This window comes from Microbacterium altimontanum (assembly GCF_058349865.2).
Window position 1 is genome coordinate 293357 of sequence record NZ_JBYRJB020000003.1, and the last position, 17319, is coordinate 310675.

Genomic DNA, 17319 nt, shown 5'->3' on the forward strand with positions numbered 1-17319 from the left:
CATCGATGACGGACGCGTCCGCACAGCCGCCCGGCGGCCATCGTCGCCGGGCCCGTCAGTCGCGCCGTGACGCCGGAGGGGTGACCCCCTCGCAGCCGCATCCGTCTCAGCCGGATCCCTCGCAGCCGCTGCAGGCCCACCTGCGCGCCGCGCGCGCGGACTTCGAGAACCAGGTCGCGCGGACCCGCGCCGACTTCGAAGAGGCGAACGAGCGGATCAAGCAGCGCACCGGCCGCGACCTCCTGCTCGCAATCCTGATCGGGCTGGGCTTCGGCATCGCGCTGCTGCTCTCGCTGATCATCTGGAAGCCGCTGTTCCTCGTCGTCGCGCTCGCTGCCGCGCTGCTCGCCGTGTTCGAGCTCGCCCGCGCGCTGCAGACCGGCGGCCGCCGCATCGATCTCGCACCGCAGATCGCCGGGGCCGTGGCGATGCTCCTGTCCGGCTGGTACCTGCAGCTCTGGCTGCACTGGGTTCTCGTGTGCGCCGTGGTCGTGGTCATCGTCGTCTGGCGCCTCATCGCGCAGATGGCCGCTCACGACGGCCGCCGCTATCGCGACGTCTGGGACGACGTGCTCGCGGGCGGCCTCGTGCAGCTGTATGTGCCGTTCTCCACGAGCCTCGCCGTCATCCTCCTGCGTGAGGAGCACGGCGAGTGGTGGGTCCTCGCGTTCATCATCATCGCTGTGGTCGCCGACACCGGCGCGTACGTCGCCGGGCTCCTCCTCGGAAAGCATCCGATGGCCCCGCGCATCAGTCCGAAGAAGACGTGGGAGGGATTCGGCGGAGCCGTGGTCGCCGCCCTCGTCGCCGGTGTGCTGCTGGCGGCGTTCATGCTCGGCGTCCCGTGGTGGACCGGTCTCATCCTCGGCGCTGTGATCCTCGGCACCGCGACGCTCGGCGACCTCGGCGAATCGATGATCAAACGCGATCTCGGCATCAAGGACATGAGCTCATGGCTCCCCGGCCACGGGGGACTCCTCGACCGGCTCGATTCCATCCTCCCTTCGGCCGGCGCCGCGCTGGCCCTGTACTTCCTCCTGACCCCGCTGGCGGCACAATGACGAACCGATCCCCCGAGGGGCGCACAAGCGCGCCCACCGCGACCTTCCCGCTCACCGACGGCCGTGCCAAGGGCTACGACCCGAAGACCGTGGACGAGTTCCTCGACCGGGCGCGGGCGGCGTTCGAGGGGGGCCTCGGAGCCGCGCCGGTGCTCTCGGCCGCCGACATCCGCTCGGCCGCCTTCCCCATGGTGCGCCGCGGGTACCGCCCGGAGGCGGTGGATGCCGCGCTCGCCCGCGTCGAGGATGCGTTCGCCGCGCGGGAGCGGGAGCGCGTGCTCGCGCAGGCCGGCACGGGGGAGTGGATCGACCGCACGAGGATGCGGGCTCAGGAGATCCTGGACCGCCTGTCGCGCGAGCCGCGCCACCGCTTCGATCGGGCGCGCGGCCTCGGCTACGGCTACCGCATCGACGAAGTGGATCTCGTCGCGGACAAGATCGCCGCATTCCTCGCGGAAGGCCGGCCCGTGACAGTCGAGCAGGTGCGCACCGTGGCGTTCCGCATGCAGCGACGCGGCTACCGGGAGGCGCAGGTCGATGCCGTTCTCGACGCCGTGGTCGACGTCATGCTCGCGGTCGGATGACACTGCCCGGCACGGCGATGGCGTGCGGCGCTCGTGCCCGGTAGACTCGACCCCACTGTGACTTCCGGCAACGAGACGACGACACCCGACGCATCCCGCCCGATGCTCCGTCGCGATCTGCGGAATCGTGCGCTGCAGGCGCCGCGGGCGGCGACCCAGGCCCCTCCGCCGCAGCGCAGCACCGCGGTGCGCTGGTCGCGCAGTCGCGGCGTGATGACGGGGTTCGCGGCCATCGCCGTCGTCGGCCTCGCCGCCGCGTACCTGAGCCCCCTGGGCGCGGCCATGTCCTCGGCGGCGAACGCCGAGGTCGCCGCACCGGTGACGGTGTACGCCAGCGCCTTGGGCGACGCGCAGACCGTCGAGCTGGTCTCGGATGACGAGGCCGCCTCTCCCGCACTCGAGCGCGACAGCTACGCGGCCGCGCTGAAGCCCAAGCCCAAGCCGAAGCCCCAGCCGGTGCGAAACGTCCAGGGGCGTGCCGCGTCGTTCAGCGTGCCGTTCGCGGCGCCGAACCCGGGCAGCGCTCAGGCCATCGCCTACGACATGGTGAAGGCCCGCGGGTGGGGCGACGGCGAGTTCTCGTGCCTCGTGGCGCTGTGGAAGAAGGAGTCCGGCTGGCGCGTGAACGCGTACAACGCCGGCAGCGGCGCGTACGGCATCCCACAGGCGCTTCCGGGCAGCAAGATGGCGTCGGCCGGGTCGGACTGGGCGACCAATCCCGCTACGCAGATCAAGTGGGGCCTCCGCTACGTCAGCGGTCGCTACGGCACCCCGTGCGGCGCGTGGGGTCACTCGCAGTCCACCGGCTGGTACTGACCCGATGCCCCGGTCACACCGGCGGCGTCCCGATCCCGACCGCGGCGACGCCTTCGACCGCTTCGTCGCGGGGTTCAAGCGCAACGAGACGCACCGCGGCGCAGAGTGGACGGTGCAGCCGGTCTCGGCCTCGCAGGCGCAGAAGACGTACACGTGCCCCGGGTGCGGCGGCACGATCCCGATCGGCGTCGCCCATGTCGTGACCTGGCGTGCCGACGGCATCCTGGGCGATGCGGCGGACCTCGCCGCGCGCCGGCACTGGCACACGCACTGCTGGAAGGTGTTCTGAGTGGAGATCCGAGGCCCCGTGGTCCTGCCCGCACGGCGGGAGGACATCGAGCTGCACACATCCGACGGGCTGACGCTCGTCGGCGAGCTGGCGACGCCAGTCGACCGCGACCCCGTCGCGACCCTGGTCACGCTCCACCCTCTGCCCACAGCGGGCGGCTTCATGGATTCGCATATCATCCGCAAGGCCGCCGCCCGCCTGCCCGCCCTCGCCGCCCTCGCCGTCCTGCGCTTCAACACCCGCGGAACGACCTCGCCTCGCGGCACCAGCGAGGGCGCCTTCGAGGATGGCGTCGGGGAGCGGTTCGACGTCGCCGCGGCGATGGCACTCGTCACCGAGCGCGGTCTGCCCCATCCCTGGTTCGTCGGCTGGTCGTTCGGCACCGAGCTCGCCCTCATGCACGGCCGCCCATTCCCGGTCGACGGGCTGATTCTGCTCTCGCCGCCCCTGCACCGGGCCACCGATGACGACCTCGACGGGTGGGCGAACGACCCGCGGCGGATCGTGGCGCTCATCCCCGAGCTGGACGACTATCTGCGGCCCGACGAGGCGCGTCGCCGCTTCGCGCGGGTGCCGCACGCCGAGGTCATCGCCGTCGACGCCGGCCGCCATCTGTGGGTCGGGGAGAATCAGACCCGTCGGGTGCTGAGCGAGATCGTCGGCGTCGTGAACCCCGCCGCCCTGCCCCTGCCGACGGAATGGGAGTGAGGCGCGGGTCTCGTCTCGCTACGCTCGCTCAACCCTGACCTCGCATCAGGGCCGCTGTGCGACATCCATCCGGTGCGCGTCAACGTTCGTTCTGCCGGGGGATCACGACCTGCCGGTAGATGATGAGGATGCTCGCGGCGACAGGGATCGCGATGAGCGCGCCGAGCAGCCCGAGGAGCGACCCGCCGGCGAGGGCGGCGACGACGACGACGCCGCCGGGCACCGAGACGGCGCGGTTCATGATCCGCGGCGTGATGACGTATGCCTCGATCTGCATGTAGACGAGGTAGTAGATGAGGGCGATGAGCGCCGTGGTGGGGGAGCCCAGCCCCGGGATGAGGCATGTCAGGACGATGACCGTGGCACCCGTCAGCGTCCCGACGAGCGGGATGAGCGAGAAGAAGAACGCGATGACGGCGAGCACGGCGGGAAACGGCGCCTGGATGATCGACAGGAAGATCGAGCTCAGGATGCCGTTGATGACACCGAGCGTCACCTGACCCATGACGTAGTAGCCGACGGAGTCGGAGATCTGCTCACCGATATCGATGAAGCGGGCCCGCCGCGACGCGGGAACGAGACGGTAGACCGCCGCCTTGAGGGAGGGGGTGGATGCCGTGAAGTAGATCGTGAGGATCAGCACGATGAAGGTGCCGAACAGCGCCGTGACGAAGGCGAACCCCGCACCGATGACCCCGCCCGTGATCGAGCCCCAGTTGTCCAGCAGCCACTTCTGCGCGTTCGCGATGGCCTCGTCCATCGTGGAGATCTGAATCGCCGGGAAGACGGAGTGGATCCACTCCTTCACCTCGGGCAGCGAGGTGCTCTCCAGGAACTTCTGCACCGCGACCACGAGCTGCGAGATCTGGCGCACGATGATCGGCACGATGAGGAGCACGATCCCCGCGAAGACGGCGAGCACGCCCAGGATCGTGACGAGCACGGCGGCCCAGCGCGGCAGCCGATGCCGCACGAGGAACGCGATCACCGGCTCCAGGCCGAGTGACAGGAACAGGGCAGTGCCGATGTAGAGGAGGATCGTCGACAGCGTCTGGATGCTGCCGATCAGCAGCAGGCCGAGCCCTACGCCGAGCGTCGCCACGAGGGCGACGCGGAACGGGTTCTGCACCTTCATCTGTGCCCCTCCTCGGTTCGGTGTCTGGCAAGGATACTTTCCCGGGTTCGCCGGACACATCAGCGACTCTCCCGTGATGCACAGACGCCGTCGCGGCCCTCCCGGTACGCACACAGGTCGTGTTCGCTAACCTGGAACGTCGAGTCGTACGGCCCGTCTGTGCATTTCCGGGCCGGGGAGGAAGAATTCGTGCGTTTCGTGTGGGCTGTGGCCGCCTTCGTGCTGGCCGCCGTGATGATCGCGACCGGCATCGCCCAGCGGACCGTGTTCCAAGGTCCTCAGAGCGAGACGACATCGATCAGCGGCACCGGGGACACGTCATACACCCTCATCGACGGGGCCGTCCTGAATCGCCTTCCCGGCACGCAGACGCTGCGGGCCGCCCAGGAGGGCACGATCTTCGCCGCGTACGGCCGCACCGCCGACATGACGGCGTGGCTCGCCGGCGCCGAGTACACCGACGTGACGCTCGGCAAGGACGGCGCGGTCAAGACCACCGTCGTGCAGCCGTCGGCGGGCCAGCCCACGCATCGCAATCCGGCGGGATCCGACCTGTGGCTCGACGAGTTCCAGCAGGACGACATCCTCATCCAGCATCTTCAGCTGCCCGACACCATGAGCGTCCTCGTCGCCACCGACGGCACGAAGCCGGCGCCGGCCGAGGTCTCCGTGACGTGGCCCCTGCAGACCGCCACCCCGTGGGCCGGCCCGCTCATGGTGGGCGGCGGCATCCTGATGGCCGTCGGGGTGTTCCTCTACATCCTCGGCATCCGTCGTTTGCGGCGCTCGCGCGGCCCGCGGCGCAAGGCGCTTCCGCCGCTGCCGGACACCGAGGCGATCGACCTCAGCGTCGAGCAGGCGGACAAGGGCGTCATCTCGGCGGGTACCGGATCCTCTCGACGCTCGACCGTCAAACGGCGCTCGTTCGCGATCGTGCCGGCCCTCGCGCTGTCGTCGCTGCTGTTCGCCGGCTGCTCGGCCGACGCGTGGCCGCAGTTCGGCGCCTCGCCGACTCCGACGCCGACCGAGACCGTCGTCGACTCGGGCGACGCACAGTCCCCGGCGGTGAGCCAGACGCAGGCCGACCGCATCTTCGCCCGCATCTCGTCGACCGTCGCGAAGGCGGACGAGGCGAAGGATGCGACTCTCGCCGCGACGCGGCTCGACGGCGCGGCGCTGGCCGAGCGCAAGACCAACTACACGCTGCGCGGCAAGATCAAGGAGGACGCTCTCGCGGCGGTGCCGACCTCCGGGCTCAAGCTCGTGCTGCCGCAGGCATACGATCGCTGGCCCCGGACCGTGCTGCTGATCGCCGAGGAGAAGGCCGACAAGGCCGTGACCTCGACCATCATGATGATCCAGCAGAAGGACGCCTGGTCGCCGTACAAGCTCGCCTACACGGCGCGACTGGAGGCGACGAAGCTCCCCGATGTCGCGCCCGCCTATGTCGGCTCCACTGCGGTGCAGCCTGATTCGTCGTTCCTCGTCATGCCGCCCGGTGAGATCGCCGCGGCCTACGCCGACGTCATCGACAAGGGTGACAAGAGCACCTCCGCGGCGAGCTTCGCCACCGACGACGACGTGTTCCTCAAGGGCGTCGCGGCAAAGCGCAAGGAACAGCTCGCGGTGCTCAGCAAGACCGCGGGGAAGAAGAAGCAGACGGCAACGATGACCTTCGGCGCGGCCGCCGGATCGCAGCCGCCACTCGCTCTCGCCACGCTGGAGAGCGGCGCGATCGTCGCGGTCAACGTGGACGAGACCGAGACCGTCAAGCCGACGAACAAGGACGCCGTGATCAAGCTCGATGACAACCCCCGTGTGAAGGCGCTCACCGGAGTCAAGGAGTCGCCGAGCGGGTTCGTCACGACCTACAGCGACCAGCTGTTCTTCTACGTGCCGGGGGTCGGAGCGGGCGACGCCCAGATCCGTCTGCTCGGCTATGCCTCGAACATCCTCGGAGCGAAGGTGGCCGGAAAGTGACCGAACCGAACCCGCAAGTCAACCCGAGTGCCGTGCTGCGCGGTGCCGTCGACCTCTCCTCGTTGCGCAACCGTCCCGCGGCGCCCGCCACGGCGACGCAGGATGGCGCGGCGCCGAGCGTCGGTCTCGTGATCGACGTGACGGACGCCACCTTCCCGCAGGTGCTGGAGCTCTCGCGCACGGTGCCGGTCGTGATCGACCTGTGGGCGGAGTGGTGCGGGCCGTGCAAGCAGCTGAGCCCGGTTCTGGAGAAGGTCGTCACGGAGCTGAACGGGCGCCTCGTGCTGGCCAAGGTGGATGTCGACGCGAACCCGCAGCTCGCGCAGGGTTTCCGCGCGCAGTCGATCCCGATGGTCGTCGCGCTCATCGGCGGCCAGCCGGTCCCGCTGTTCACCGGCGCCGTCCCCGAGCAGCAGGTGCGCGAGGTGTTCGATCAGCTGTTGCAGGTCGCCGCCCAGAACGGAGTGACCGGCACGGTCGCCGCCGACCAGGACGGCGACGGCACCCCGGCCGAGCGCGAGGAGCCGCCGCTGCCGGCGCTGCACGCGGAGGCGTACGCGGCGATCGAGGATGGCGACTACGACCGGGCGGCGCGGGCATACGAGCAGGCCCTGGCCGAGAACCCGCGGGATGAGGACGCCCGCGCCGGTCTCGGGCAGGTGCGCCTGCTCGGCCGCGTGCAGTCCGTCGACGCGCAGCAGGTGCGTTCCGCGGCGGCCGAGCGCCCGCAGGACATCGACGCGCAGTTGGCGGTCGCCGACCTCGACATCGCCGGCGGACACGTCGACGACGCGTTCGATCGGCTGCTGACGCTGTTCGGCGCGCTGACCGACGATGACCGCGCCCCGGTGCGCGAGCGTCTTCTCGAGTTGTTCGGGCTCGTGGGCGACGCAGACCCGCGGGTCGCTGCAGCGCGCCGCCGGCTCGCCTCGCTGCTGTTCTGATCTGACGTGACGGCCCAGACGCCGTCAGCCGCGGGCCAGCCACAGCACGCTGAGCGCGGGGAGCACCATCCGTGCGCGGCCGCTCTCGTCTGCCGTGACCGCGCCCAGGTTTCCCGCTCCGGTGCCACCGTACTCGGCGGCATCCGTGTTCAACACCTCATGCCACCGTCCGCCCGCCGGAAGGTCCAGCTCGTAGCCGTCGATGACGGCGCCGGAGAAGTTGCAGATCGCGACGAGCTCGGCGCCCGCGCCGTCGCCGCGCCGGAAGGCGAGCACGTCGGGATTCCATGACGGGCCGCCCAGGTGTGCGAACGCGGCGCCGTCGCCGTCACGGGTCCACAGGGCGGGGTGACCGACGTAGATGCGATTCAGCGACGAGACGAACTCCTGCAGCTGGCGATGGCTCGGCTGATCGCACAGCCACCAGTCGAGCCCGCGCGCCTCGGACCACTCGGACAGCTGCCCGAACTCCTGCCCCATGAACAGCAGCTGCTTTCCCGGATGAGCCCACATGTAGGCGAGGTAGGCGCGGACGTTGGCGAGTTTGTGCGCATGGTCGCCCGGCATCTTGGCGAGAAGGCTTCCCTTGCCGTGCACGACCTCGTCATGACTGATCGGCAGCACGAAGTTCTCACTGAAGGCGTAGGCGAACGAGAACGCGAGCTCGCCGGAGTGATGACCGCGGTACAGCGGATCGCGCTGGATGTAGACGAGTGAGTCGTTCATCCAGCCCATGTTCCACTTGAACCCGAAGCCGAGCCCGCCGCGGGAGGTGGGAGCGGTGACGCCGGGGAAGCTCGTCGACTCCTCGGCGATCATCGCGATCCCCGGATGCAGGCGGTAGGCCGTCGCGTTCACCTCCTGCAGGAAGCGGATGGCCTCGAGGTTCTCGCGGCCGCCGTGGACGTTCGGCTCCCATTCGCCGGGATTGCGCGAGTAGTCCAGGTAGAGCATCGACGCGACGGCGTCCACGCGCAGCCCGTCGACATGGAACTCGTCGAGCCAGTACAGGGCATTCGCGACGAGGAAGCCGCGCACCTCGTTCCGCCCGTAGTCGAAGATGTACGTTCCCCAGTCGCGGTGTTCGCCGCGCCGGGGGTCCGGGTGCTCGTACAGCGCCTGCCCGTCGAAGCGGCCGAGGGCGAACTCGTCCTTGGGGAAGTGGCCCGGCACCCAGTCCATGATCACGCCGATCCCTGCCTGGTGCAGGCGATCGATCAGGTAGCGCAGGTCGTCGGGGGAGCCGAAGCGGCTCGTGGGGGCGTAGTAGCCGCTGACCTGGTATCCCCACGACCCGCCGAAGGGATGCTCCGCGAGCGGCATGAACTCCACGTGCGTGAAGCCCAGCTCGTGCACGTACTCGATGAGCGGATCGGCGAGCTCGCGGTAGCCGAGCCCCGGACGCCACGAACCGACGTGCAGCTCATACGCGGAGAACGGGCGCTCGACCGGCTGGGCCGCTGCGCGCGCGCCGATCCAGTCGTCGTCGCCCCATTCATAGTGGGAGGCGGTGACGACCGATCCGGTGGCCGGCGGGGTCTCGGCGCGCTGTGCCATGGGATCGGCCTTGACGATCCACGCGCCGTCGCGCGTGAGCAGCTCGTACTTGTAGACGGTGCCGATCCCCACGCCGGGGATGAACAGCTCCCACACCCCGTTGCCGCCGAGCGACCGCATCGCGTGGCCGGTGCCGTCCCAGCCGTTGAAGTCGCCCACCACGCGCACGGCTCGGGCGTTCGGCGCCCACACGGCGAACGCGGTTCCACTCGTTCCCCCGTGTTCGCGGGGGTGTGCTCCGAGCACCTCCCAGAGTCGCTCGTGGCGCCCCTCTCCGATGAGGTGCAGATCGAGCTCGCCGAGCGTCGGCAGGTGCCGATACGGATCGTCGGCCGTGTGCGGCGGGCCGCCAGGGTACGTCGCCTCGATCGCGTACGCGCGCGGCCGGCCGCTGCGGGCGCCCTCCCAGATGCCGGAGCGCACGTGCGCGAGCGGAACGCGCTCCCCGTCGGCGAAGACGGCCGTCACCGATTCGGCCAGGGGCCGCCGCGCCCGCACCGTCCACATCGCGCGGCCCGCGGCATCCGTCCCCGGGTGCAGGCCGAGGACGTCGTGCGGAGCGTGGTGCGCGCCGTGCGCGACGCTGTCGAGCACCTCGTCGGGGATCGTCATCATCGCGCCCCCTTCACCGTCACGATGTGCACGGGCTCCGTGAATGCGTCGAGGCGCACGAAGTCGTGGTCGGCCCATGTCCACTCAGCGCCCGTGACGAGATCCTGCACGGCGAACTCCTGGCCGAGGGGAATCCCGAACGCCGTCGTGTCGAGGTGGATCATCGTCTGCCGCACCGAGTGCGGGTCGACGTTCGCGACCACGATGATCGTGTCGGACTCTCCGGTGGGCGAGAGGCCTGCGTCGAGATGCTTGCTGTAGACGAGCACGCTGTCATCGTCGCTGTAGTGGATCGTGAGGTTCCGCAGCTGCCGGAGGGCGGGATGCGCTGCTCGGATCTCGTTGAGCAGGCGCAGGAAGGGGGCGAGCGAATCACCGGATGCCTCGGCGCCGGCCCAGTCGCGCAGCTTATACTCGTACTTCTCGTTGTCGATGTTCTCCTCGGAGCCGGGGCGCGCGACGTTCTCGTAGAGCTCATACCCGGCGTACACGCCGTACGACGGCGCCGCCGTCGCGGCGATCGCCGCCCTGACGCGGTACGCGGCGCGGCCGCCGAACTGGAGGTACTCGGTGAGGATGTCGGGCGTGTTCACGAAGAGATTCGGTCGCAGGAAGTCGGCGGTGTCGCGGGCGACCGAGGCGAGGAACTCCTCGAGCTCGGCCTTCGTGTTGCGCCAGGTGAAGTACGAGTAGCTCTGCTGGAATCCGACGCGTGCGAGCGCCTGCAGGGGAGCCGGGCGCGTGAACGCCTCGGCGAGGAACACGACGTCGGGATCCTCGTCGGTGACGGTGCGGATGAGCCACTCCCAGAACCACAGCGGCTTGGTGTGCGGGTTGTCGACCCGGAAGATGCGCACGCCCTGTGCGACCCAGTGCCGCACGATGCGGAGCACTTCCGCCTTCAGACCGTCGGGATCGTTGTCGAAGTTGATCGGATAGATGTCCTGGTACTTCTTCGGAGGGTTCTCCGCGTATGCGATCGACCCGTCGGGGAGCGTCGTGAACCATTCGGGGTGTGCGCTGACCCACGGGTGGTCGGGCGAGGCCTGCAGCGCGAGGTCGAGTGCGACCTCCAGGCCCTGCGAGCGAGCGGCCTTCACGAACGCGCGGAAGTCGGCGAGAGTGCCGAGGTCGGGATGGACCGCGTCGTGCCCGCCGGCCGGTCCGCCGATGGCCCAGGGCGATCCGGGATCGCCGGGACCGGCGGTGAGCGTGTTGTTCGGGCCCTTGCGGTTCGTCTCGCCGATCGGGTGGATCGGCGGGAGGTAGAGCACCTGGAACCCCATGCCCGCGACGCCTGCGAGGCGACTGGCCGCGGTGCGGAACGTGCCGCTGTGCACCGTGCCGTCCTCCGACCGCTCGGCGCCTTCCGAGCGCGGGAAGAACTCGTACCAGGCTCCGACGCCGGCCCGCTCGCGTTCCACACGGAGGGGGAGGGGCGGCCCGGCCGTCGAGAGGGAGACGAGCGGGCGATCCCGCAGCAGAGTGGCGAGCCTGTCGTCACGGACGACGGCGAGAGCGGCATCCGCATCCTTCGCCCGGCGCAGCGCTGTGGCCGCCCTGCGCAGAGCGGTGCGGGAGGTGGCGGGGCGGTCGTCCTCCTCCGCTGCTCGCAGGAACAGCCGGGCACCGGTCTCGCACATGAGCGGGATGTCGATGCCCGCCGCGATCTTCACGTCGGCGGCGTGCCGCCAGGTGGCGTAGTCGTCGTTGAACGCCTCGAACCGGAAGGACCAGTCGCCCTGCTCCAGGACCGCGACCTCGGTGCGCCAGTGGTCGAAGCCGTCCTCGAGGGGGAGCATGCGGTGCAGCGACACGTCGCCAGAGGGCGATGTGAGCCGCAGGTGGACGCCGATGATGTCGTGCCCCTCACGGAACGCCGTGATGCGGAACGGGACGACTTCGCCGACGAAGGCCTTCGGCAGCAGGCGCTCGAACCCGGGAAGCGCCGGCCCCGGCTCGAGGAGCGGGATGCGTCCGCTCACGGTGTCGGCGTTCCCCTGCAGGTCCCCAGCCGGGCGCACCGGGATGGACGTCTGGCTGCGCCAGACCGGTCGACGACGCGCAGAACTCGATGCCACGTCACGAACCTATCGCGCTCGGAATGCCGACGCAGGGGGTTGCGCCGCGTCGCCGAGCATGTGATGCGGGCAGAGTGGCGACGCCCTGTGGCGAGCGGAAAGGGCTCCGACGGGGCGTCCTTCGGTCTGTGCGCGAGGGGGACTTGTCCCTACGGCCACTCCACACGCCGCTGCGCGGCGCGCGGAGCCTCCAGTCGCAGGGGCCCACCCCGAGGCGGTTCTCGCCGACACCCTGACGGACAAATGAGAAAAGGCCCCTGACGGGACCTTTTCTCATTTGTGCGCGAGGGGGGACTTGTCCCCAGCGCCACTCCACACGCCGCTGCGCGGCGCGCGGAGCCTCGGGCGCTGTGGGCCCACCCCGAGGCGGTTCTGGGTTCTCGCCGACACCCTGACGGACAAATGGAAAAAGGCCCCTGACGGGACCTTTTTCCATTTGTGCGCGAGGGGGGACTTGAACCCCCACGCCCTATACGGGCACTAGCACCTCAAGCTAGCGCGTCTACCTATTCCGCCACCCGCGCCGGTGGTTTCCGGTTTCGCAACCGAGGAACGACATTACCACGTCCCTCGGCCGACTCAGAACTCAGCCGGCCGCCGGGCGCGCCGTGGGTCTCAGGCGTCACCCGGTAGCCTTGTGCGCATGCCCCGGCCCGAGGACGACTCCGCCCTGACCGAGGTCGCGCGCCTCGCTCGCGACCTCATCCGCATCGACACCACGAATCATGGCGGCGGCCGCGCCGCGGGGGAGCGGGAAGCGGCGGAGTACGTCGCTGCGCACCTGGAGTCGCTCGGACTTCAGGTCGAGTTCTACGAGCCCGTTCCGCGCCGCACGAACGTCTGCGCCCGTGTGAAGGGCCGCAACAGCGATCGTCCGGCTCTCGTCGTGCACGGCCACCTCGACGTCGTTCCGGCGATCGCCGAGGACTGGTCGGTCGATCCCTTCGCCGGGGTCGTCCGCGACGGCGTGCTCTGGGGCCGCGGCGCCGTCGACATGAAGGACATGGACGCCATGATCCTCGCGGCCGTCGGCGACATCCTGCGCGACGGCGACCAGCCCGATCGCGACCTCGTCCTCACGTTCTTCGCCGACGAGGAGGACGGCGGCAAGGAAGGCTCGGCCCTCGTCGTGCGCGACCGCCCCGAGTGGTTCGCCGGCGCGACCGAGGCGATCAGCGAGGTCGGCGGCTATTCGATCACGGTGGGCGAGCGCCGGGCGTATCTGCTGCAGGTGGGGGAGAAGGGCCTCCTGTGGCTGCGCCTCCGCGCTCGCGGGCGGGCAGGACACGGCAGCGGCTTCCATCCCGACAACGCCGTGACCCGGCTCGCCGAGGCGGTCGTCGCGATCGGTCGAACCGAATGGCCGATCCACCTCACGGAGGCGACCACCGCGCTCCTCGCTGCGTTCGCCGAGCTCGGGGGCGGCGACCCGAACGATCCGGACGCGCTCGTCGACCTCGCCGGGCCAGCCATGCCGTTCATCCGCTCCACGCTGCGCACGACGACGAACCCCACCGGACTGACCGCCGGCTACAAGCACAACGTCATCCCCGACGCCGCCGAGGCGCTCATCGACGTGCGGGTCATCCCCGGCACCGAGGACGACGTGCTCGCCGACATCCGCCGCATCGTCGGCGCCGACATCGAGGTCGAGACCGTCACCCGCGACATCGGTCTGGAGGCACCCCTGGAGGGCAGCCTCGTCGATGCGATGGTGGCGGCACTCGGCAGGCACGACCCCGGCGTCCCCGTCATCCCGTACCTGATGGGCGGCGGCACGGACAACAAGGCGCTCTCGCAACTGGGGATCGCCGGCTACGGGTTCGCGCCGCTGCGCCTGCCCGCCGGTCTCGACTTCACCGGCATGTTCCACGGCGTGGACGAGCGGGTGCCGCTGGACGCGCTGGACTTCGGTCGACGCGTCCTCGGCGACCTGCTCCGCACCTGCTGAATCGCATCCACGCACGAAAGGCGTTCCATGCAGCACTTCTTCGAGGCCGTCATCCTGGGCCTCGTGCAGGGTCTCACCGAGTTCCTGCCCATCTCCTCGAGCGCCCATCTGCGCATCGTCGGCGCGTTCATGCCCGGCCTCGGTCCCAACGCCGACCCCGGCGCCGCCTTCACCGCGATCACCCAGATCGGCACCGAGGCGGCCGTCGTCGTGTTCTTCTGGCGCGACATCGTGCGGATCATCGGACACTGGTTCCGCTCGCTCGTCGGGAAGCTGCCCCGGAACGACCCCGAAGCGAGGATGGGCTGGCTCATCATCGTCGGCACCATCCCGATCGTCGTGCTCGGGCTCCTCTTCCAGACCGCGATCGAGACGACCCTGCGGTCGCTCTGGATCGTCGCCGGGACCCTGATCGTCTTCGGCGTCATCCTCGGGATCGCCGACATGATCGGCGCGCAGCGCCGCAAGCTCGACGACCTCACGATCGGTCACGGCATCATCTACGGTTTCGCCCAAGCCCTCGCCCTCATCCCCGGCGTCTCCCGCTCCGGGGGCACCATCACGGCGGGCCTGCTGCTCGGCTACACCCGAGCGGCCGCCGCCCGATACGCGTTCCTCCTCGCGATCCCCGCCGTGTTCGGCAGCGGCCTGTACGAGCTCTACAAGGTCGTGAAGGCGCCCGCCCAGCACGAGGTCTTCACGATGGGGGAGACCGCGGTGGCGACGATCATCGCCTTCGGCGTCGGACTCGCGGTGATCGCGTTCTTCATGAAGTGGATCTCCCGGCACAGCTTCATGCCGTTCGTGGTCTACCGTGTCGCGCTCGGTGCCGTGCTGATCGTGCTCCTGAGCATGGGCGTCATCCAGAGCTGACGGATCCGCTGGCACGTCCGACTCGGCGGCCGCCGCTAGACCAGACCCGGCTCAGCGCCGCGGATCGTCGCGGCCGGGCTTGCCCGGGCCGTCGCCGCGGCGCCGCAGGTAGCGTTCGAACTCGAGTGCGATCGCGTCGCCCGAGGCCTCGGGCGAGTCCCAGGTGTCGCGCGCGGCCTCGAGCTGCCGGATGTACTCGCTCATCTCGTCGTCCTCGGCCGCCGCGGCGTCGATCGACGCCTCCCACGCGGCAGCCTGCGTGGCGAGGTCGCCGCGCGGCACGTTCGCGCCGGTGATCTCCTCGAGCTTGTCGAGCAGCGCGAGCGTGGCCTTGGGCGACGGCGATTGCCCGGCCACATAGTGCGGAACGCTCGCCCACAGCCCCGCCGTGGGGATTCCCGACTGCTCCGCGGTCGCGGCGAGAGCGCTCAAGATTCCGACCGGGCCCTCATATGTGCTCCGTTCAAGACCCAGCGACGACCGCAGCTTCTCGTTGTCGCTGCCGGCGAACACCGAGATCGGCCTCGTGTGCGGCACGTCCGACATCATCGAGCCGAGGGCGACGAGACCCGTGACGTCCTCGCGCAGCAGCACGTCGATCACCTCGCCGGTGAACGCCTGCCAGGCGCGCGCCGGCTCGACGCCGACGAGCAGCCAGAGCTGCGTGCCCCGCGTGCGCTGCGTCGGCCGCAGCAGCGTGGTCTCGGGCCAGCGCAGGATGCGGCGGCCGGAGGCATCGCTCACCATCTGCGGACGGCTGTACTGGTAGTCGAAGTACAGCTCCGGGTCGACCGAGAACACCGGCTCGTAGGCGCTGCTCGAGCGCAGGAGCGTCGCGGCCGACGTCGCAGCCTCTCCCGCGTCGTTCCAGCCCTCGAAGGCGGTGACGACGATCCGCCGGCCCAGTCCCTCCACACGCGCTCCTTCCGGTTCGGCGTATCCCTCCAGGATACTGCCGCCGTCGGGGGCGGCACCGGGCCCCCGGATACGATGGACGGATGACCTCCCGCCTTCCAGCCGCAGTCCTGTGGGACATGGACGGCACGCTCGTCGACACGGAACCGTACTGGATGGCGGCGGAGACGCCGCTCGTGGAGGAGTTCGGCGGCACATGGTCGCATGAGCAGGGGCTGCAGATGGTGGGCCTCGGTCTCATGGATGCCGCCGGCATCTTACAGGCGCACGGCGTGCGGATGGAGGCGTCGGCCATCGTCAAACGCCTCACCGACGACGTGCTCACGAGCCTCGCCCGCGACGGAGTGCCGTTCCGACCGGGCGCCCGAGAGCTGCTGCGCGGCCTTCGCGACGCGGGGGTCAAGACGGCCGTGGTCACGATGTCGATGCATCGGATGGCGCGGGCGATCGTCGACCTCATCGATTTCGACGCCTTCGACGTGATCGTCGCGGGGGATGACGTCACGCGACCGAAGCCCTACCCCGACCCGTATCTGCAGGCGGCACAGGAGCTCGGCGTCGACGTCGCGGAGGCCGTCGCGATCGAGGACTCGCCGAACGGTCTCCGCTCGGCGGTCGCGTCGGGCGCCGTCGCGCTCGGCGTCCCGCTGATGGTCTCGCTGACCGGCGTGGGGGCCCACGCGATCTGGCCGACGCTCGAAGGCCGATCGGCCGAGGACATCGCCGACCTGTTCACCACGCTTCGCGCCGAACGACGCCCAGGAGGCACCGCATGACCGCCGTCGCACCCCGCCCCCGCGGTCCGTTCCGGTACGGCGATCGCGTGCAGCTGACCGGGCCGAAGGGCAAGCTGCACACCATCACGCTGCGCGAAGGTGGGGAGCTGCACACGCACCGTGGTGTGCTCAAGCACGCGGACCTCGTCGGAATGCCGGACGGCTCGGTCGTCTCCGGCGGCGAGGCGGAGTATCTCGCCCTGCGTCCGCTGCTGCGTGACTTCGTGATGTCCATGCCGCGCGGCGCTGCCATCGTCTATCCCAAGGACGCCGCCCAGATCATCGCGCAGGCCGACGTCTTCCCGGGCGCCGTAGTCGTGGAGGCCGGCGTGGGCTCGGGGGCGCTCTCGCTCTCGCTGCTGCGCGCCGTGGGGCCCGAGGGTCGGCTGCTGTCCTTCGAGCGCCGGGAGGAGTTCGCCGACGTGGCTCGTGCGAACGTCACCACGTTCATCGGTGCGGAGCCGGAGAACTGGCAGATCGTACTGGGCGACCTCAGCGAGCAGCTCTCGGCCGCGGTGCCCGCGGGAACCGTCGACCGGGTCGTCCTCGACATGCTGGCGCCGTGGGAATGCATCGACGCCGTCGCCGAGGCGCTCGCGCCCGGCGGCGTGGTCCTCTGCTACGTGGCGACGGCGACCCAGCTGAGCCGTGTCGCGGAGTACTTGCGCGGCACCGGCCTGTTCACCGAACCCGAGGCGAACGAGACGATGGTCCGCGGCTGGCACGTGGAGGGCCTCGCGGTGCGACCCGACCACCGCATGGTCGCGCACACCGGCTTCCTCATCTCGGCACGCAGGCTCGCTCCCGGCGCCGTCCCGCCCGACGTTCGCAAACGCGCGATCCGCAAGACGGCGTACGGCGACGAGGACGTCGAGCTGTGGACGCCCGGCGCCGTCGGAGACCGCCAGATCACCGACAAGAACCTGCGCAAGCGCATCCGCGACGCGCAGCGTGCTGCCGACGGCGTGCGCGGCGCCGCAGCCCAGCGCGACTCCGGCGCCGGTTCAGGGGCCCCGGAGCCGAACGCCTAGACTGAT

At 70.2% G+C, this 17319-nt stretch carries 15 protein-coding genes and 1 tRNA gene; 11 read left to right on the forward strand and 5 right to left on the reverse strand.

The annotated features are described in order from the left end of the window. The first annotated feature begins 5 nt into the window (after positions 1-5). From AC3RX1_RS06230 to AC3RX1_RS06250, 5 genes are read left to right on the forward strand one after another with little or no spacing between them, the layout of a single operon-like run. Positions 6-1061: a phosphatidate cytidylyltransferase gene (locus tag AC3RX1_RS06230; RefSeq protein WP_491500372.1), complete on the forward strand. Its 1056-nt coding sequence runs from the start codon at positions 6-8 to the stop codon at positions 1059-1061. Then, positions 1058-1645, forward strand: a complete 588-nt coding sequence (locus AC3RX1_RS06235) for a DivIVA domain-containing protein (protein WP_491500373.1) — start codon at positions 1058-1060, stop codon at positions 1643-1645. Before AC3RX1_RS06230 ends, AC3RX1_RS06235 begins: the two co-directional genes overlap by 4 nt. Before the next feature lie 57 nt (positions 1646-1702). Further along, complete coding sequence (locus tag AC3RX1_RS06240; protein WP_491500374.1) at positions 1703-2461, forward strand: aggregation-promoting factor C-terminal-like domain-containing protein; 759 nt, start codon at positions 1703-1705, stop codon at positions 2459-2461. Positions 2462-2465: 4 nt separating this feature from the next. Further along, the gene (locus AC3RX1_RS06245) at positions 2466-2750 is read left to right on the forward strand and encodes an Rv1322 family protein (RefSeq protein WP_491500375.1); all 285 of its coding nucleotides are present in this window, start codon (positions 2466-2468) and stop codon (positions 2748-2750) included. Next, positions 2751-3458, forward strand: a complete 708-nt coding sequence (locus AC3RX1_RS06250) for an alpha/beta hydrolase (protein ID WP_491500376.1) — start codon at positions 2751-2753, stop codon at positions 3456-3458. A gap of 79 nt (positions 3459-3537) precedes the next feature. On the opposite strand, the gene AC3RX1_RS06255 is transcribed toward AC3RX1_RS06250, so the two are convergent. Continuing rightward, entirely contained in the window at positions 3538-4593 is a 1056-nt protein-coding gene (locus AC3RX1_RS06255) for an AI-2E family transporter (RefSeq protein ID WP_491500377.1), read from the reverse strand. Between the two features lie 189 nt (positions 4594-4782). Between AC3RX1_RS06255 and AC3RX1_RS06260 the strand changes: the two genes are divergently transcribed. Both AC3RX1_RS06260 and AC3RX1_RS06265 read left to right on the forward strand, forming a co-directional pair. Continuing rightward, complete coding sequence (locus tag AC3RX1_RS06260; RefSeq protein WP_491500378.1) at positions 4783-6573, forward strand: DUF8094 domain-containing protein; 1791 nt, start codon at positions 4783-4785, stop codon at positions 6571-6573. Continuing rightward, complete coding sequence (locus AC3RX1_RS06265) at positions 6570-7517, forward strand: tetratricopeptide repeat protein (protein WP_491500379.1); 948 nt, start codon at positions 6570-6572, stop codon at positions 7515-7517. The genes AC3RX1_RS06260 and AC3RX1_RS06265 overlap by 4 nt, the downstream gene beginning before the upstream one ends. Before the next feature lie 24 nt (positions 7518-7541). Here the strand turns inward: AC3RX1_RS06265 and glgB are convergent, their stop codons facing one another. The 3 genes from glgB to AC3RX1_RS06280 all read right to left on the reverse strand — a co-directional run bounded on the left by glgB (position 7542) and on the right by AC3RX1_RS06280 (position 12291). Next, complete coding sequence (gene glgB, locus AC3RX1_RS06270) at positions 7542-9689, reverse strand: 1,4-alpha-glucan branching protein GlgB (RefSeq protein WP_491500380.1); 2148 nt, start codon at positions 9687-9689, stop codon at positions 7542-7544. Further along, positions 9686-11767 carry a maltotransferase domain-containing protein gene (locus tag AC3RX1_RS06275; protein WP_491500381.1) on the reverse strand — a complete coding sequence of 694 codons (2082 nt, stop codon included), beginning with the start codon at positions 11765-11767 and terminating at the stop codon, positions 9686-9688. Before AC3RX1_RS06275 ends, glgB begins: the two co-directional genes overlap by 4 nt. Before the next feature lie 439 nt (positions 11768-12206). Continuing rightward, positions 12207-12291: transfer RNA gene (locus tag AC3RX1_RS06280), tRNA-Leu, on the reverse strand. A 119-nt stretch (positions 12292-12410) separates the two neighbouring features. Here AC3RX1_RS06280 and AC3RX1_RS06285 point away from each other — a divergent pair. Both AC3RX1_RS06285 and AC3RX1_RS06290 read left to right on the forward strand, forming a co-directional pair. After that, complete coding sequence (locus tag AC3RX1_RS06285; RefSeq protein WP_491500382.1) at positions 12411-13718, forward strand: M20/M25/M40 family metallo-hydrolase; 1308 nt, start codon at positions 12411-12413, stop codon at positions 13716-13718. Between the two features lie 27 nt (positions 13719-13745). Beyond that, a complete protein-coding gene (locus AC3RX1_RS06290; protein WP_491500383.1) occupies positions 13746-14591 on the forward strand; it encodes an undecaprenyl-diphosphate phosphatase in 846 nt (281 codons plus the stop codon). Positions 14592-14642: 51 nt separating this feature from the next. Here the strand turns inward: AC3RX1_RS06290 and AC3RX1_RS06295 are convergent, their stop codons facing one another. Beyond that, entirely contained in the window at positions 14643-15506 is an 864-nt protein-coding gene (locus tag AC3RX1_RS06295; RefSeq protein ID WP_491500384.1) for a PAC2 family protein, read from the reverse strand. Positions 15507-15589: 83 nt separating this feature from the next. On the opposite strand from AC3RX1_RS06295, the gene AC3RX1_RS06300 reads away from it, so the two are divergent. Further along, positions 15590-16282: an HAD family hydrolase gene (locus AC3RX1_RS06300; RefSeq protein WP_491500385.1), complete on the forward strand. Its 693-nt coding sequence runs from the start codon at positions 15590-15592 to the stop codon at positions 16280-16282. Next, complete coding sequence (locus tag AC3RX1_RS06305; protein ID WP_491500386.1) at positions 16279-17313, forward strand: tRNA (adenine-N1)-methyltransferase; 1035 nt, start codon at positions 16279-16281, stop codon at positions 17311-17313. Before AC3RX1_RS06300 ends, AC3RX1_RS06305 begins: the two co-directional genes overlap by 4 nt. Positions 17314-17319 lie beyond the last annotated feature (6 nt).

Coding starts and splice junctions, on each gene's coding strand:
- AC3RX1_RS06230 (WP_491500372.1), top strand. CDS start 6: ATGACGGACGCGTCCGCACAGCCGCCCGGCGGCCATCGTCGCCGGGCC.
- AC3RX1_RS06235 (WP_491500373.1), top strand. CDS start 1,058: ATGACGAACCGATCCCCCGAGGGGCGCACAAGCGCGCCCACCGCGACC.
- AC3RX1_RS06245 (WP_491500375.1), top strand. CDS start 2,466: ATGCCCCGGTCACACCGGCGGCGTCCCGATCCCGACCGCGGCGACGCC.
- AC3RX1_RS06255 (WP_491500377.1), bottom strand. CDS start 4,593: ATGAAGGTGCAGAACCCGTTCCGCGTCGCCCTCGTGGCGACGCTCGGC.
- glgB (WP_491500380.1), bottom strand. CDS start 9,689: ATGATGACGATCCCCGACGAGGTGCTCGACAGCGTCGCGCACGGCGCG.
- AC3RX1_RS06285 (WP_491500382.1), top strand. CDS start 12,411: ATGCCCCGGCCCGAGGACGACTCCGCCCTGACCGAGGTCGCGCGCCTC.
- AC3RX1_RS06290 (WP_491500383.1), top strand. CDS start 13,746: ATGCAGCACTTCTTCGAGGCCGTCATCCTGGGCCTCGTGCAGGGTCTC.
- AC3RX1_RS06300 (WP_491500385.1), top strand. CDS start 15,590: ATGACCTCCCGCCTTCCAGCCGCAGTCCTGTGGGACATGGACGGCACG.
- AC3RX1_RS06305 (WP_491500386.1), top strand. CDS start 16,279: ATGACCGCCGTCGCACCCCGCCCCCGCGGTCCGTTCCGGTACGGCGAT.